Origin of the sequence: Bradyrhizobium sp. SZCCHNS3016 (genome assembly GCF_032484535.1) — a bacterium.
GTDB lineage: Bacteria > Pseudomonadota > Alphaproteobacteria > Rhizobiales > Xanthobacteraceae > Bradyrhizobium.
In genome coordinates, this window is record NZ_JAUETE010000011.1 from 239,619 (window position 1) to 253,808 (window position 14,190).

The 14,190-nt window shown below is 65.8% G+C and carries 16 protein-coding genes; 4 read left to right on the forward strand and 12 right to left on the reverse strand.

Annotated features, from left to right (window positions below; translation table 11 throughout):
- Positions 1 to 5 precede the first annotated feature (5 nt).
- The 5 genes from fliR to flgB form a co-directional block, all read right to left on the reverse strand.
- Positions 6 to 773 (reverse strand): flagellar biosynthetic protein FliR, encoded by a 768-nt coding sequence (gene fliR / locus QW881_RS21835; RefSeq protein ID WP_315738760.1) that lies wholly within the window; start codon positions 771 to 773, stop codon positions 6 to 8.
- Between the two features lie 203 nt (positions 774 to 976).
- On the reverse strand, positions 977 to 1,240 hold the full coding sequence (fliQ, locus tag QW881_RS21840) for a flagellar biosynthesis protein FliQ (RefSeq protein ID WP_008965881.1): 264 nt from the start codon (positions 1,238 to 1,240) through the stop codon (positions 977 to 979).
- Positions 1,241 to 1,347: 107 nt separating this feature from the next.
- Positions 1,348 to 1,704 (reverse strand): flagellar hook-basal body complex protein FliE, encoded by a 357-nt coding sequence (gene fliE / locus QW881_RS21845; RefSeq protein ID WP_315738761.1) that lies wholly within the window; start codon positions 1,702 to 1,704, stop codon positions 1,348 to 1,350.
- Between the two features lie 16 nt (positions 1,705 to 1,720).
- Positions 1,721 to 2,146: a flagellar basal body rod protein FlgC gene (gene flgC / locus QW881_RS21850; RefSeq protein ID WP_315716023.1), complete on the reverse strand. Its 426-nt coding sequence runs from the start codon at positions 2,144 to 2,146 to the stop codon at positions 1,721 to 1,723.
- 29 nt (positions 2,147 to 2,175) lie between these two features.
- Entirely contained in the window at positions 2,176 to 2,583 is a 408-nt protein-coding gene (flgB, locus tag QW881_RS21855; protein WP_315756551.1) for a flagellar basal body rod protein FlgB, read from the reverse strand.
- Positions 2,584 to 2,939: 356 nt separating this feature from the next.
- Here flgB and QW881_RS21860 point away from each other — a divergent pair, with 356 nt between their 5' ends.
- Complete coding sequence (locus tag QW881_RS21860) at positions 2,940 to 3,998, forward strand: flagellar biosynthetic protein FliO (RefSeq protein ID WP_315756552.1); 1,059 nt, start codon at positions 2,940 to 2,942, stop codon at positions 3,996 to 3,998.
- Positions 3,995 to 4,747, forward strand: a complete 753-nt coding sequence (fliP, locus tag QW881_RS21865; RefSeq protein ID WP_315756553.1) for a flagellar type III secretion system pore protein FliP — start codon at positions 3,995 to 3,997, stop codon at positions 4,745 to 4,747. The genes QW881_RS21860 and fliP overlap by 4 nt, the downstream gene beginning before the upstream one ends.
- Before the next feature lie 64 nt (positions 4,748 to 4,811).
- On the opposite strand, the gene QW881_RS21870 is transcribed toward fliP, so the two are convergent.
- The gene (locus QW881_RS21870; RefSeq protein ID WP_315756554.1) at positions 4,812 to 5,474 is read right to left on the reverse strand and encodes a cation transporter; all 663 of its coding nucleotides are present in this window, start codon (positions 5,472 to 5,474) and stop codon (positions 4,812 to 4,814) included.
- Between the two features lie 66 nt (positions 5,475 to 5,540).
- On the opposite strand from QW881_RS21870, the gene QW881_RS21875 reads away from it, so the two are divergent.
- Positions 5,541 to 5,948, forward strand: coding sequence for a helix-turn-helix domain-containing protein (locus QW881_RS21875; RefSeq protein ID WP_315756555.1), 408 nt, complete (start codon positions 5,541 to 5,543; stop codon positions 5,946 to 5,948).
- An 86-nt stretch (positions 5,949 to 6,034) separates the two neighbouring features.
- On the opposite strand, the gene QW881_RS21880 is transcribed toward QW881_RS21875, so the two are convergent.
- The 6 genes from QW881_RS21880 to fliL form a co-directional block, all read right to left on the reverse strand.
- Positions 6,035 to 6,184, reverse strand: a complete 150-nt coding sequence (locus QW881_RS21880; RefSeq protein ID WP_315756556.1) for a hypothetical protein — start codon at positions 6,182 to 6,184, stop codon at positions 6,035 to 6,037.
- A 39-nt stretch (positions 6,185 to 6,223) separates the two neighbouring features.
- Entirely contained in the window at positions 6,224 to 9,973 is a 3,750-nt protein-coding gene (locus QW881_RS21885) for a tetratricopeptide repeat protein (protein WP_316159047.1), read from the reverse strand.
- Positions 9,974 to 10,076: 103 nt separating this feature from the next.
- Positions 10,077 to 10,847 carry a flagellar protein FlbB gene (locus QW881_RS21890; protein WP_315756558.1) on the reverse strand — a complete coding sequence of 257 codons (771 nt, stop codon included), beginning with the start codon at positions 10,845 to 10,847 and terminating at the stop codon, positions 10,077 to 10,079.
- Complete coding sequence (locus QW881_RS21895; RefSeq protein ID WP_315716016.1) at positions 10,844 to 11,323, reverse strand: DUF6468 domain-containing protein; 480 nt, start codon at positions 11,321 to 11,323, stop codon at positions 10,844 to 10,846. Before QW881_RS21895 ends, QW881_RS21890 begins: the two co-directional genes overlap by 4 nt.
- On the reverse strand, positions 11,320 to 12,522 hold the full coding sequence (fliM, locus tag QW881_RS21900; RefSeq protein WP_315738772.1) for a flagellar motor switch protein FliM: 1,203 nt from the start codon (positions 12,520 to 12,522) through the stop codon (positions 11,320 to 11,322). The genes QW881_RS21895 and fliM overlap by 4 nt, the downstream gene beginning before the upstream one ends.
- Positions 12,523 to 12,542: 20 nt before the next feature.
- Positions 12,543 to 13,037 carry a flagellar basal body-associated protein FliL gene (gene fliL / locus QW881_RS21905; RefSeq protein ID WP_315738773.1) on the reverse strand — a complete coding sequence of 165 codons (495 nt, stop codon included), beginning with the start codon at positions 13,035 to 13,037 and terminating at the stop codon, positions 12,543 to 12,545.
- A 377-nt stretch (positions 13,038 to 13,414) separates the two neighbouring features.
- Between fliL and flgF the strand changes: the two genes are divergently transcribed.
- Complete coding sequence (gene flgF, locus QW881_RS21910) at positions 13,415 to 14,179, forward strand: flagellar basal-body rod protein FlgF (RefSeq protein ID WP_315756559.1); 765 nt, start codon at positions 13,415 to 13,417, stop codon at positions 14,177 to 14,179.
- Positions 14,180 to 14,190: the final 11 nt, after the last annotated feature.

Genomic DNA, 14,190 nt, shown 5'->3' on the forward strand with positions numbered 1-14,190 from the left:
CCCCCTCACCGCGGCATCATCTCGTGCATGACGCCTTCGAAATAGCCGAGAAACGTTCCCATCATCGCGGTCAGGACCAGCGCGAAGATCAGGAAGCCGATCAGGATCGAGAGCGGCGCACCGACGAAATAGACCTGCATCTGCGGCATCAGCCGCGCCAGCACGCCGAGCCCGATGTTGAAGACCAGCCCGAACACCAGGAACGGCGCCGACAATTGCAGGCCGATCTTGAACGCCGTGGCAAAGGCCTTGGTCGCCAGCGAGGCGACGTCGCCGCTCGGGATCAATTCGCCCGGCGCGAAGATCTTGTAGCTGTCGCTGAGCGCAGCGATCACCAGGTGATGGCTGTCGGTCGAGAACAGCAGGGTCACACCGAGCATGGTGAGGAAGTTGCCGATCAGGACGCCCTGCTGGCCCTGCGTCGGATCGACCGCGGTGACGAAACCGAGCCCCATCTGCTGCGCGATCACGGAGCCCGCGACCTGCAGCGCCGACAGCGTCACCCGCGCCGTTGCGCCGAGCACGATGCCGATCACGATCTCGTGCACCATCATCACCAAGAGCGGCGACAACGCCTGCAGGTCGACCTGATAGGCCTGACGGTGCAGCGGCAGCACGATCATCGTGAGCAGCAGCGCGGTCGCGAGCTTGATGCGGACGGGGATGTTGACCTCGCCGAGGCCCGGCAGCAGCATCACCATCGCGCCGACGCGCGCGAAGGCCAGCATGAACACGGCGGCCAGCGCCGGAAGGAAGGAAATATCGATGCGCATCGTCCGCCGTCACGGCCCTTTCGACCGCATGCTGGTGCGGCACGACGGTCTTTGAAGAGACAGCCTGCGACGAGACAGCTTGCGAAGAGTTGGCCCGAAAGGCCGCCAGCTCACGGCCGAAAGCAGCAGCGCCCCCCGCACTGCTCCTCGCGACCGCTCGCAGCGCCCTCACGCAGGCTAGCCCTGCTGCCCCGGACATTGCCTCATCCGCCGATGATTCGCGACGAGATCCGCATCATGTGCGAATGCAGGGCATCGGCCATGAACGGCAGCGCCAGCAGCAGCGTCACGAAGATCGCAATGATCTTCGGCACGAACACCAGAGTCTGCTCCTGGATCTGCGTCAGCGCCTGAAACAGGGAGACGACCACGCCGACGACGAGGCCGACCACCATCAGCGGCGAGGAGACCAGCACGATGGTCCAGATCGCATCGCGCGCCACATCGAGCGTTTCAGCTCCTGTCATGTCCTGTCGTTCCTCACTGTCGATCGGTTCCGGTCCGGCACCCGCCTCATCGCGCATCGCGCGCAGTCGCGGCAGACGGCAAATCCCTGATGCGTTACGAGTTGCGCCTAGATCGTCATCTTCATCACGTCTTCATAGGCCTGGATCACGCGGTCGCGCACCGACACCAGCGTCGACACCGCGACATCGGTTTCGGCGACCGCCGTGACGACATCCATGACGTTCGCCTTGCCCGCGGCCATCGCGACCGCCTGACTGTCCGACTTGCGTCCGGCCTCCATCACGCTGCCGATCGCATCCTTCAGCACCGCGCTGAACGACGGACCACCCTTGTCGGCGCCGTTGCCGCTGCCTAGCACGTCGCGCACGCGCCCGAGGCTACCGAAGGCACCGCTCGAGCCGCCGGCGTCGAGCACGCGGGCGGAATTCGCATAGGCATTAGCTGCGGAGATTGGGGAGGCCATGACTTTCGTTCCTGTCCTAGGTCTTCAGAATGTCGAGTGTGCGTTGGATCATGCGGCGCGTGGCGCCGATGATGTTCAAATTCGCCTCGTAGGACCGCTGTGCATCGCGCATGTCGGTCATCTCGATGAGCGGATTGACGTTGGGGTACTTGACATTGCCGGACGCGTCCGCGGCCGGGTTACTGGGGTCGTATTTGACGCGGAACGACGATTGATCGGGCACCACCTTGCCGAGTGCCACCACCTTGGCGTCAAGCGCACGGTCGAGCGCCGAGGTGAATGTCGGGACCTTGCGGCGATACGGATCGCCACCCGCTTTGGCGGCGGTCGAATCGGCATTGGCGATGTTCTCGGAAATGACGCGCATACGCCCCGCCTGCGCACGCAGGCCGGAGGTCGCAATGCTCATCGAGCGCAGAAAATCGCTGGAGTCGTTTGCCATGCTTGTCGGTCTCCGTCCTCAACTCCGGCTCAGGCCTTGCCGATCGCCGTCTTCAACAGATGCAGGCTCTTGCCGTACAACGAGGTTGCCGCGGCATAGTCCATCTGGTTGGCGGAGACCTTCAGCATCTCCTCTTCGAGGCTCACCGCGTTGCCGGCGGGCCTCGTCTGAAATCCCGCCTTGCGGTTCTGGTCGAAGCTCGCGCTCTCGCCCGACGACGGTGCGATGTGCGCGGTGCTGGTCCGGGTCAGCGACAGCGGCGCAAAGCCGCCGACCGCCTGGCCGGTTGAGTCGAACTTCGGCTCAACCAGATCCTTCGGCTTGAAGTTGGGCGTATCCGAATTGGACACGTTCTCCGACAGCACGCGCTGGCGCTCCTGGTGCCATTGCATCTTGGTCCGCAACGCCGACAACACGGGGAGATCGTTGATGGACATGGCGCTGCTCGGTTGTGTCCGGCTACCGGACGGTTTGGGTAGGTAGAAATTGCCGTGCATATGGTTAACAAGGAGTTAAGAAACGGTGCGATGCCCACCGGGACATTCCCGGGGTTTTGACGATTTCTTAGGAAAGTGCCGGGGCCCCAGCCGACCGATGCATCATTACGGGACGGCGCGGCTCGCCAAGAAGTCGTTTTGGCCCGGCCGATTCATGGGTTATTAAGAGGCCGAGCGGCAGTTCCTGCCGTCATGCGTTAACAGGTTGGTTCCGGTTCTGAAGCTCCGTTCGCTGCCGGCGATGCGTTGGACAGACGAGAGACTTCGAAAGGACGCGGTATTTGCCGGGGACAGAGATGCAGGCACTGACGTTCTTTTTTGCATTCGTGGCGGTGCTGGCTCTGATCGGCCTCGCCGCGTGGCTGGTCCGTCGATTCGCGGGCAATCGTCTCGGCACCAACCCGAATCGCGGCCGCATGCCCCGGCTTGCCGTGATCGATGCCGCCGCCGTCGATGGCCGCCGCCGTCTCGTGCTCGTGCGCCGTGACAACATAGAGCATCTTTTGATGATCGGCGGGCCGACCGACATCGTGGTCGAATCCAACATCGTGCGCGCCATGCCGGCGCGCGAGCAATTGCCGCAGCGGCCGGGCATCAATGAAGAACGGCCGGCGGCGCGCATCGCGCCGCTGCCGGATGCGCCGTCCTGGGCCGACAACGAGCCGAAGACCGAGGCCGCCGAGCATGCCGAGCCGCAGATGCCGGAGCCGCCGCAGCGCCCGATGCGGCCGTCGTTCATCGATGAGGTTCGCCGCACGGGGCCGGCTGCTGCTGAGCGGCGTGAGCCGGCACCGGCGTTCCCGCCGGAATCACCGCTCCCTCCGCGCCGTCCCGATCCCCGCCAGGACCTCCGGGCAGACGTCCGTGGAGAGCCGCGCGGCGGCGACGAAGCCCGCCTGGAGCCGCGCCCCGAGCGGGCGCCCCGCGGTGAACCGGTGATGCCGCGCCCGCTGCGCCCCGCCGAGCCGCAACGGCCGGCAGAGGCGCCGCGCCCCTCCGAGGGGCCCCGGCTGCCGCCGGTGCGGAGCGCTGAACGCGCTGCCGAGCGCGTCGAACGCGTGGCGGCGCCGCCGCTGCCGCCGATTGCGCAGATGCCACCGCCCCCGCCGCCGGTTGCGCCGCCGCCCGCAGCGGCCGATCAGAGCGCCGAAGCCAATCTGGCCGAGATGGCGCAACGGCTCGAGGCCGCGCTGCGGCGTCCATCGGCCGATCCGTCGGCTGCTCCAGCCTCGGGTCCCCGGGCGGCCGCACGCAGCGAGCCGGCTCCGGCGCAAGCCGCGCCGGCCAAGACCAGCTTCGAGAATCTGGAGGACGAGATGGCCTCGCTGCTCGGACGTCCGAAGTCGTCTCAGTGAGATCGCTGCTTCCCCCGCGTAGAGTTGTCTTCATCGCTGTTCTGACTGCCGCCGGTTTACTGGCGGGACGTGCTGCTGCGCAGGACATCAGCATCAATCTCGGCGCCGGCGGTGGCGGCGTCACCGAACGCGCGGTCCAACTGATCGCGCTGCTCACGGTGCTGTCGATCGCGCCGTCGATCCTGATCATGATGACGTCGTTCACGCGCATCGTGGTCGTGCTGTCGCTGCTACGCACGGCGATGGGCACTGCGACCGCCCCGCCCAACTCGGTCATCATCGCGCTCGCGATGTTCCTGACCGCGTTCGTGATGGGGCCGGTGTTGCAGAAATCCTATGAGGACGGCATCCGGCCGCTGGTCGAGAACCAGATCGGCGTCGAGGACGCGCTGCAGCGCGCCTCGGTGCCGCTGCGCGGCTTCATGCAGAAGAACGTGCGTGAGAAGGACCTGAAGCTGTTCACGGACCTCTCGGGCGAGCCGCCGCCGGCGACGCCCGACGACCTGTCGCTGCGCATCCTGGTGCCGGCCTTCATGATCTCCGAGCTCAGGCGCGCCTTCGAGATCGGTTTCCTGCTGTTCCTGCCGTTCCTGATCATCGACCTCGTGGTCGCCTCGGTCTTGATGTCGATGGGCATGATGATGCTGCCGCCGGTCGTGGTGTCGCTGCCGTTCAAGCTGATCTTCTTCGTGCTGGTCGACGGCTGGTCGCTGGTCGCCGGCAGCCTGGTGCAGAGCTACGGCGGGTAGGTTTCACCTGTCATTATGAGCGAGAGGCAGTAGGTTCGTGTCTCCCATTGACGCGTACCCTCGATCAGTTCGCCCGGATTGGGCTTGCGACGGGGCGCGATGTGGAGGAGCCGCGCAGCTCGATACGAGCTCGCTGTATGACGTGCCAGCCACCGCTCAAACCAAGCGCGGCCATGATCGCCGCCACAATGAGATCCGGCCACGCCGTGCCGGTGCCGAACACACCGGCTGCGGCCGCGAGCACGGCGATGTTGCCGAGCGCATCGTTCCGGGAGCAGATCCAGACCGACCTCATATTCGCGTCGCCGACGCGGAAACGGTAGAGCATGACGGCCACGCCTGCATTGGCGACAAGAGCGAGTATGCCGACGACCCCCATCGTCCTCGCCTCCGGGAGGGTGCCTGCAATTGCGTGCCAGACAGTGGAGGCAAGGACAAGGACGCCAAGCAGGACGAGCGACCAGCCCTTCAGAAGGGCGGCGCGTGCTCGCCAGGTCAACGCGAGTCCCGCCACTCCGAGGCTGATCGCATAGTTGGCCGTATCACCGAGGAAGTCGATCGCGTCCGCCTGCAGCGAGGCCGACCCGGCCGCCACGCCTGCTGCGATCTCGGCCAAAAACATGGCTCCGTTGATGGCCAACGCAATCCAGAGCGCACGACGCCAGCGGGGGCTGTCCAGTTCCCTCGGAGGGGAAGACGAACAGCAGTCATCATGACAACCAGCCATATCGTCGCCTCTTACAAGATGATGCGACGTCCTATATGGACCCTGTAGCCACTACAGGGTCAAGCCATGTCACGACTGACCATCGGAGACCTCGCGAAGCGGACCGGCACCAAGGTCGAAACGATCCGGTATTATGAGCGGATCGGTCTGCTACCGGTTCCGGCGAGAACCGAGGGCAATTACCGAGCCTATGACAACGACCAACTGGGGCGACTGAGCTTCATTCGGCGTGCCCGCGACTTGGGCTTCTCCATCGACCAAGTCCGTGACCTGCTGGATCTCGCCGATCAGCGAGACCGCTCGTGCGAAGCGGTCGACGTCATCGCCGGCCAACATCTGGCAGAGATCGAACGCAAGATCTCAGACCTCGTGGCGCTGCGCGACGAACTTGCCGATGTCATAGGGCGCTGCAAGCACGGCACCGTTGCCGACTGCCGCATCATCGAAGCGCTTGCGCCGCATCGCTCCGACTGAACGAACAAGACAATTACCGATCCACTGGCTTCGCAAAGCAGTCTCGAACTTTCGTCTTGGCGCGCTTCGGACGGATTCAGAATCGCTCACCCCACGACGTCGTACTGCTTGCTCAGCTCGTCGCCGATCTTCACCAGCATCGACACGCTCTCCGGATAGCCGGGGCGCGTCGCCGTGCCGGGATCGGCCTTGGCCATCGCGATGAGCTCGGCTTCGGTCTTGGTCGGCTTCGTCATGTCGCCAGGTCCTCCGGCTCCACGCCTTGACACACGACGTCATCGACCAGCGATCGCCTGCTTGACGCCCTGGATGCGCGGCAAGGCGCCGGTCGCCTCCGACGGGGCCTTCGCAGCATCCTTGCCGCCGTCCGGCCCTTTGCCGGTGGCATCCGGGAAGCGCGCCCGCATGTCGCGCAGGAAGCCGTCGAGCGTATCGACGCTCGCCGCCATCTTCGCGATCTGGGCAAACTCGGCGCTGGAGCCGCTCGCCGGCTTGCTGGCGACGTCGAATGCGATCTTGTCGGCCTCGCCGGTCATCAGCGGCGCATATTTCTCGCGGAAGCGGGCGAGGCCGATGGCATCGTCGGCGAGCGCATAGCCGACCACGGCGCGCAGGATGTCGCCGCGCTCAGCCGGATTGAGCGGGCGGAAATCGCGCCAGCGATCGCCGTAATAGAGCTCGATCTGCTCGGACGCCTCGCGCCAGCGCCGCGACGCCCAGTAGATGTCGGAGCGCAGCCGGATCGCCTCGCGGCCGCCGATGTTGCTGATGATGTCCAGTCCGAGGTCGTAACGCCCGATGTCGCTGTTGGCGCGGGCTTCCAGCAGCAGCCGCTGCTGGCGCAGCTCGCCCGCGAGATCCGCGATGCGCGTGGTGCGCAGCGCCTCGATGGCGCGGTCAGGCTTGCGGTTGGTGAGATAGACCATGGCGAGACGCGCGGCGACCTGGGCGCGCGCCGCGCCTTCGAGGCGGTGGTCGACCTGGTATTGCAGAAGCTCGGCGGCCTGGTCGAGCAGATCGATGCCGACCAAGCGGTCGGCGAGCTTGCGGATCATCTCGTCGCCGCGGCGGCCGATCGGCGTCAGCTCGCGAAACCCGTAGAAGATGCTGAGCGCATCGACCGGCGGCAGCTCGTCGGCCTTGCCGTTCAGGAACAACTGCGAGAACAGGCGGGAGGCTGCATCCTGGGCCTGCCGCGCCAAATCGGAGTTGGGCATCAGGCGGGTGGCCTGACGCGCGGCCTCGAGCGAGTCCGCATAGCGCCCGGCCTCCTCGTAGAGCTGCGCCATCATCTGCAACGTCTGCACCTCGATGGCGTCGCCGCGCCAGATCGCCTGCAAGATCTCCAGCTCCTTCAACGCGTCGGGCGGCTTGATCTCGCCGCGCTTCTGCAGAAGCTTGATCTCCAGCAGCTTGGCCTCCGCGGCCGCAAGGCGGTCTTCGGAATTGACGGCGAAGCGATAGTCGTCGAGCGCATCCTTCTCCTGCGCCATCGCCTCGGCGAGCCGGCCGCGCAGCACGGCGATGTCGGGCTTCATGTCCGCGGGCACGCCGATCACGTCGAGCTCGGCGCGCCGCTTGGCGGCGCCGGCGAAATCCTTGATCTCGAGCGCCGACTTCATCGCATCCGCGATCACGACGCGCTGCAGGTCGAGCGGCAGCGAGGCGATGGCGAACTCGACGTTCTTCAGCTTCTCGCGTGCGTCGGCAAACTTGCCCTGGCGGGCGAAGGCGAGGCCCTTCCACATCTGCGAATCGAAATTATTGCCGATCGACGGAGTGGCGAGATCCTTGAGTCCCTGGTCCGGCCGGCCCATCAGGATGCTCGCCACCGCGTGGATCATCAGCATGGCGGTCTCGTCGGTGCGCGGGTCGGCGTCGGAGATCATCAGATTGGTGACGCCGCGCGCTTCCGGATACATCGCTCGCGCCATGTAGAAGCGCGCCAGCGCCAGCCGCGTCTGCGCCCGCCGCTCCGGCTCGGCGTTCGCCGCGGCCTTGATCAGCAGATCCTCGCGCGGCACGAACGGCAGGGTCTGGTTCTGCTGCCATTCGTCGATGTCGAACATCGGCCGTACGGCGGTCGGCGCCCGCTCCGGCGAGAAGCCGATCGACGACAGGGTCAGCCCGCCCGGCCGGCCCAGGATCACCTTGTCGGGCGCGATCTCGACGGCGACGTCGTCCGAATTCGGACGCACCGCGATGCCGTGGATCGAATCGAGCAGCGACAGGTCGACGAAATCCTGGCGCTTGATGAAGCCGCGGATCGGCGGCGGCGCCGTCACGACCAGCAGCGTGTCGCCGGCATCCGGGTCGGTCAGCCGGTGCAGCATGCCGGCTCCGGGATTGGCGAGCGGCACCATGACATTGGCGAGCGCGGGATCGGTGACGTTGCGCATCACCATCAGCGGCTGCTGATTGGTCAGGCCCTTGTCGGCGAATGACAGGGTCCAGCTGCGCCCGCCATCGTCGCTGCCGAGCGAATGCATCTGCGGGCGGTTGAGGCGGATCCGGATCGCCTGCCCCTTGTCGAGCGGCATCCTGTTGACCTCGCCGATGATGGCGCCGCCCTTGGCGCGGATGGGCTCGACGTCGACGGGCTTGGTCGAATCGAACACCATCCATACCGTGTCGCCGCGGCGGAACAGCGCCGCCGGCGTGACCTGGCCGAAGCCGAAGGTGAGCCGCAGGCCCTCACTGTCGCGCAGGGCCTCCAGGGTGGCGGCTCCATTAGCTGCCTTCTCGGCCGGCTTGGTTTCGGCAGGCTCTGTTTGGGCAGACTTGGTCTCGACGGGCTTGGCGGCTTCGGCTTTGCCGGCCTCCGGCTTCATCGCCTCGGACTTCGCTGGCTCGGATTTGGCTGCTTCGGATTTGACAGCTGCAGGCGCAGCAGCTTCAGGCTTGGGGGCCTCGGGCGCGGCTTCGGCCTTCGCGGCGGCCGGCGCGGCAGCAGCCGCTGCCGACGGCGCAGGCTCGGCTGCGGGCTCGGTCGCTGGCGCCGCGACCGCGGGCGCCGGCTTGGTCTCCGTCTTCATCTCCTTGGCGATAGTGTCGGAGGTCGGCGGCACGATCTCGGGCTGCGCCGCCTGCTTCGGCTTGTCGCCATTGGGTTTGCTGCCGTTGGGCTTCTCGGCCGCGGCCGCCTTGGCGCCCGGCAGCGTGTCCGAGGAGACTGCGGAAACCTTCTTGTCCGGCTGCTGATAGGCGACGTCGATGTTGTAGTTCTTCTCCTCGCGGAAGGCACGAACGTCGACCTCGCCGACCAGGCCGAGCTCGACGACGGTCCTGCTGCCGTCGATGCGCTGGTTGATCGCGGCGACGTTCGGCGGCGCGACGAGCTTGGCGTCGGCGAGATCGAAGGACAGCGGCGCGGTGAAGAACAGCGACAGCTTCTGGTCGTTCAGCACCGAGGAGATGCCGACGCCGTCGGGGATCTCGAATACGAAGCGCACGAAGGTCGGCTGCACCAGCGCGCGGACGCGGATCGGCGGTCGCTTCTTCGATTCCGCCTCGGCGCGCTGCAGCCGCAGCGCCCGTTCGGCGGCGCGCGCGCGCTCGGCGAGCTCGCGCACGACCTCGGCCGGCAGCGGCGGCGGCGGGCCGGTCCAGCTGTCGGGCAACAGATCGATGAAGACGCGTTCGCCGGCGGTCATGGTGTTGACGCGGACCTTGCGCGACAGCGACAACCGCAGCGCCGAGCCATCGGGGTCGCCGCGGGCCGATGAGATATAGTCGGGCGCCGCATCCACCCAGCGGTCGATCGGAATGGTGGCGGCGCGATCGAACCTGATCAGCAGAATCGAGCCGGCGGTGGTGACGTCGGCGCTGACGTCCTCGGCGAATTTCAGCACCAGCCGCGCATAGCCGTCCTGAGCCGACAGGTTCGCCTCGCCCGGCACCGGCGCAGCGCCTGCCGCGACCGTGGACAGCACCAGGCCGATAACGATGGCCGACAGCAGCGCAAGGCCGGCGCGCGCCCGTGCGCGGGCCTTCGACCGCAATCCAATGGGAGTCGTGCGCGCCATGGTCACAAGCTTCCGGTTCGACATCCGCAACTTGACGGATACGCCTGCCCCGCCACGCCTGAAATCTAGGTGCCGGCGTTTAAGGGCGCATTAAACATGCGGCTCAATTGCTCTTCACGGGCACGATCTTGCCTTCGATCTTCGGCAGCTCGGCGCTCGTCTCGGGCTTGTCGGCTCCGGCCCGGCGCGCGAGCTCGACGGTGAGTCGCTCGGCCGCCTCCGGCGTCATCAGGCCGAGAATGTCGGACATCTTGCGTGGCGCGATCTGCGAGGCGATCTCGATCAGGACGGACATCTCGAGCCGGTCGAACACCTTGGCGGCATCCTTCGGCTTCATGCCCTCGTACATCGTGACGATGCTCTTGAAGCGGGCGTTGTCGGCCTCGGTCTTGGCGGCCTGCGCGCCGGAGATGCGGCCCTCGATCGCCTTCATCTCCTCCGTCTTGGACTGGATGCGCTGCTCGGCGGCGCGCAACAGGCTCTCGCGGATGTCGATCTCTCTCGCACGCGCGTCAAGCTCCTGGCGACGCGACTGCAGCCGCTCGAGGATCGCCTTCTCCGCCGGCGACACCTGCTGCTGGTTCTCCTCGGGCTTGATCACCACGCCCTCGGGCTTGGTGTCCGGAGCGGCGGGCTTGGGCGCCTCCTCCTTCTTCTCCTTCGGTGCGCCGTGCGTGGAGCCGGTGACGATGTCATTGTCCTCGCGGCCCGGATAGCCCAGGTTCTCCTGGGCCCAGGACCGCTTGGTCGGGTGAGGGTCATAGTCGAAAACGTAGCCGCCATCGATCACGAGGCCAGCCACCTTCAGGACCGCAAGGCAGGCCACCGCGATCAGGACGACGGGAATGACGCGGATGTTACGAAACGCATTCATGCGGCAAGGCCACCAGTCCTTCGACGTTCGGAGAATGCCTGGGCCGCGGCGGCAACCGCCTTGGCACCGGAAACGCGCACCGGCTCGGTCGTGATCGCCGGCACCGGCGCAGGCGCCGGCTCGGGCGCGGCTTCAGGCGAGGTGATGGGTCGCGCGGCGCTGGCGATGCGCGACAGCCGGCGCACCACGCCGTCGCTCTCGGCGAGTTGCTTGCGCAACTGGTCGGACATCTGCGTCGCGGCGGCGAGCTGATTGCCGAGATTGTCGTTGACGTCGCGCACGGCGAGCTTGAGGCCGCCGATCGCCCGCTCGGCGATCTCGGTCGCGGTGATCAGCTCCGCGATCACGGCCTTGAGCGAATGCTCGTCCGCCTTCAGCCGCTTCAGCCTGGAATTCAGCAGCATGCAATAGCCGATGGTCAGCACCAGAAGGACCGCCACCAGGCTTTCGATGATCAATCCGAGGGAGTGGTTCATTGGGCCTCCATCAACTTGTTCTGGCCTTCGGAGCCTTCGAACATCGCAAGCGTCGTATTCGGCTTGCGCAAATTCTTGGTGACACGGATCGCGACGCGGTCGCCGACCCGGCCCATCCGCCCTTCCGTCAGCATGGTGCTGCCGCAGCGGACCGCGACCAGCGCATCGGGACGGATGTCGAGCGGCAGGGTGTCGCCGACCTTCAGCTTCATCAGCTGCTTCAGCGGCACGTCGGCCTCGTACAGCACGGCGTCGACGGCGATCTCGGCCTTGGTGATCTCGGTGGCGAAGTGGCCTTCCCAGACGGGATCGCGGCCGAACTTCTCACCCATGAACATCTGCAACAGCACCGGCCGGATCGGCTCGATGGTCGCATAGGGCAGTAGCAGCTCGATGTTGCCGCCACGGTCTTCCATGTCGATCCGCAGCTTCACCAGGATCGCGGCGTTGGCGGGCCGGCTGATCGCGGCGAAACGCGGATTGGTCTCGAGCCGGTCGATGGTGAAGCGCACCGGCGACAGCGGCCGGAACGCCTGCTCGGCATCGCTCAGCACCACCTCGATCAGGCGCTTGACCAAGTTGGTCTCGATCGTCGTGTAGGGGCGGCCCTCGACGCGGAGCTGGGTGTTGCCGCGGCGGCCGCCGAGCAGCACGTCGATGATCGAATAGATCAGGGTCGAGTCGACGGTGGCGAGCCCGAAATTCTCCCACTCCTCCGCCTTGAACACCGACAGCACGGCCGGCAGCGGGATCGAGTTCATGTAGTCGCCGAAGCGCACCGAGGTGATGCGGTCGAGCGAAACTTCGACGTTGTCGGAGGTGAAGTTGCGCAAGGAGGTCGTCATCAGCCGCACCAGACGGTCGAAGACGATTTCGAGCATCGGCAGACGCTCGTAGGAGACCATCGCCGAATCGATGATCGCGCGAATGCCGGAATGGTCGTCGAGACTGACCTCGCCGGCGGTGAAGCCGAGGAGATTGTCGATCTCCTCCTGCGACAGCACCCGCTCGCCGCCGTTCTTGGTGGCGCCGAAATCGCGGCTGCCGTCCTCGACCATCGCGGCCCATTGCAGGGCCATCGATTCGGTGAGTTCATTGGCTGCTGCGGCTTCCGCGGCCTCTGTGGGATCCTCCGAGTCGAGCGAGGCTTCCCATTGCGCGGCTATCGCATCTTGGTCGACTTGATCGTTGCCCGCCATGATCGTTGAGCTTCTTTGCCTTACTGGACCACGATTTCCTTGAACAACACCGCGTTGACCTGGTTCGGCGCCAGCGCGACGTTGACCCGCTTGGTGAGCTCCTCCTTGAGCCTGAACAGTCCCGCCGAGCCGTTGAGGTCGCTCGGCCGGAGCTCGCGCAGATAGGTCTGGAAGATGTCGGTGACGCGCGGGAGCGTCGGCTTGATCGTCTCGACCTGCTTCTCCTCCTTCACCTCCAACACGATCTTCACTTTCAGATATTGGACGCGGTCGCCGGGATTGCCGACTAGGTTGACGAGAAGGTCCGGCACCTCGACGAAGGCCGGCGGCTTCGGCGGCGGCGCCGCCTCGGCGTGATGCTCGTCGTTCTTGTGGCTGAAGAAGAAGAAATAGGCCGCACCACCGACGCCGAGCAGCGCCAGCGCGCCGACGACCATGATGATCAGCTTGAGCTTGCTCTTCGGCGAGCCTGCTTGCTCCTCGCCTTCGCCTGCTCCGGCGTCGTTCTCGGCCATAGCTTTCGGATCCTTCCGGAAAATCGAGCCGATGCCGCCAGAAAGCTTAATGACGCGAAACCAACGCTCCCAGCGCATCTGCGCTTTGTTGAGGGAACGCTACGGTAACAATGGTTAACGGAAGCTTTCTTTTGCCGAGGCGGTGGGAAAAACTTGCCGGGCAATTATGGTTAGCGAGACGTTATTGCCGGGCGTTCTGAACCCGGGCTTAAATCCAAATCGTTGATTTATCGATAGATTCAGAGTTGGCACGGCTTTCGCTGTACCCCTTGCGAACCCGCAGGCTTGGGAGAGCTGAACGGTTCGTTGAAGACCCGGTCGAGACCGCCTTGGGAGAGGTGCCGCGAACGGGATTCGTTAAAAGGGGAGATCGACCGGTGGAGAATGCGCTTCTCATCGGATTGTCGCGGCAGATGGTGCTGGAGCGGCAGCTCGACGTCGTTGCCAACAACGTCGCCAACGTCAACACCAACGGCTTCAAGGCCGATCAGCAGCTGTTCGAGGAGTATCTCTCCTCCGGCGCGCATGAAGACAATTTTCCGGGCGCCGCCCGCAGGGTGTCCTATGTCCAGGACCGCGGCACCTATCGCGACTTCTCGCAGGGCTCGATGCAGCGCACCGGCAACGCGCTCGACGTCGCCGTCACGGGCGACGGCTTCCTGACGGTGCAGACCGCGGCCGGCGAGCGCTACACCCGCGACGGCAACCTGCACATGAACAATCTCGGCCAGCTCGTCACCTCCGCCGGTGACCTGGTGCTCGGCACCGGCGGTCCGATCGTGTTTCAGCCGACCGACCACGACATCAACATCTCGCCCGACGGCACCGTGACGGTGGTCGAGGGCGTCAACCGCACCGACTCGATCCGCGGCAAGCTGCGCATCGTCAACTTCGCCGACCCGCAGGCCGCGCAGAAGCAGGGCAACAACCTCTACGCCGCCGCCGCCGGCGCCACCCCGCAGCAGGACACCAAGTCGACCATCCAGCAGGGCTACATCGAGAAGTCGAACGTCAGCGCGGTCGGCGAGATGAGCAAGATGGTCGAAGTGATGCGCGCCTACACCCAGGTCGCCAACATGCTGCAGGTCCAGAGCGACCTGCGCAAGAACGCGATCGAGAAACTCGCCGACGTTCCGGCCTGACAGATCTTGAA

Coding starts and splice junctions, on each gene's coding strand:
- fliR (WP_315738760.1), bottom strand. CDS start 773: ATGCGCATCGATATTTCCTTCCTTCCGGCGCTGGCCGCCGTGTTCATG.
- fliQ (WP_008965881.1), bottom strand. CDS start 1,240: ATGACAGGAGCTGAAACGCTCGATGTGGCGCGCGATGCGATCTGGACC.
- fliE (WP_315738761.1), bottom strand. CDS start 1,704: ATGGCCTCCCCAATCTCCGCAGCTAATGCCTATGCGAATTCCGCCCGC.
- flgC (WP_315716023.1), bottom strand. CDS start 2,146: ATGGCAAACGACTCCAGCGATTTTCTGCGCTCGATGAGCATTGCGACC.
- flgB (WP_315756551.1), bottom strand. CDS start 2,583: ATGTCCATCAACGATCTCCCCGTGTTGTCGGCGTTGCGGACCAAGATG.
- QW881_RS21860 (WP_315756552.1), top strand. CDS start 2,940: ATGCAGGCACTGACGTTCTTTTTTGCATTCGTGGCGGTGCTGGCTCTG.
- QW881_RS21870 (WP_315756554.1), bottom strand. CDS start 5,474: ATGGCTGGTTGTCATGATGACTGCTGTTCGTCTTCCCCTCCGAGGGAA.
- QW881_RS21875 (WP_315756555.1), top strand. CDS start 5,541: ATGTCACGACTGACCATCGGAGACCTCGCGAAGCGGACCGGCACCAAG.
- QW881_RS21880 (WP_315756556.1), bottom strand. CDS start 6,184: ATGACGAAGCCGACCAAGACCGAAGCCGAGCTCATCGCGATGGCCAAG.
- QW881_RS21885 (WP_316159047.1), bottom strand. CDS start 9,973: ATGGCGCGCACGACTCCCATTGGATTGCGGTCGAAGGCCCGCGCACGG.
- QW881_RS21890 (WP_315756558.1), bottom strand. CDS start 10,847: ATGAATGCGTTTCGTAACATCCGCGTCATTCCCGTCGTCCTGATCGCG.
- QW881_RS21895 (WP_315716016.1), bottom strand. CDS start 11,323: ATGAACCACTCCCTCGGATTGATCATCGAAAGCCTGGTGGCGGTCCTT.
- fliM (WP_315738772.1), bottom strand. CDS start 12,522: ATGGCGGGCAACGATCAAGTCGACCAAGATGCGATAGCCGCGCAATGG.
- fliL (WP_315738773.1), bottom strand. CDS start 13,037: ATGGCCGAGAACGACGCCGGAGCAGGCGAAGGCGAGGAGCAAGCAGGC.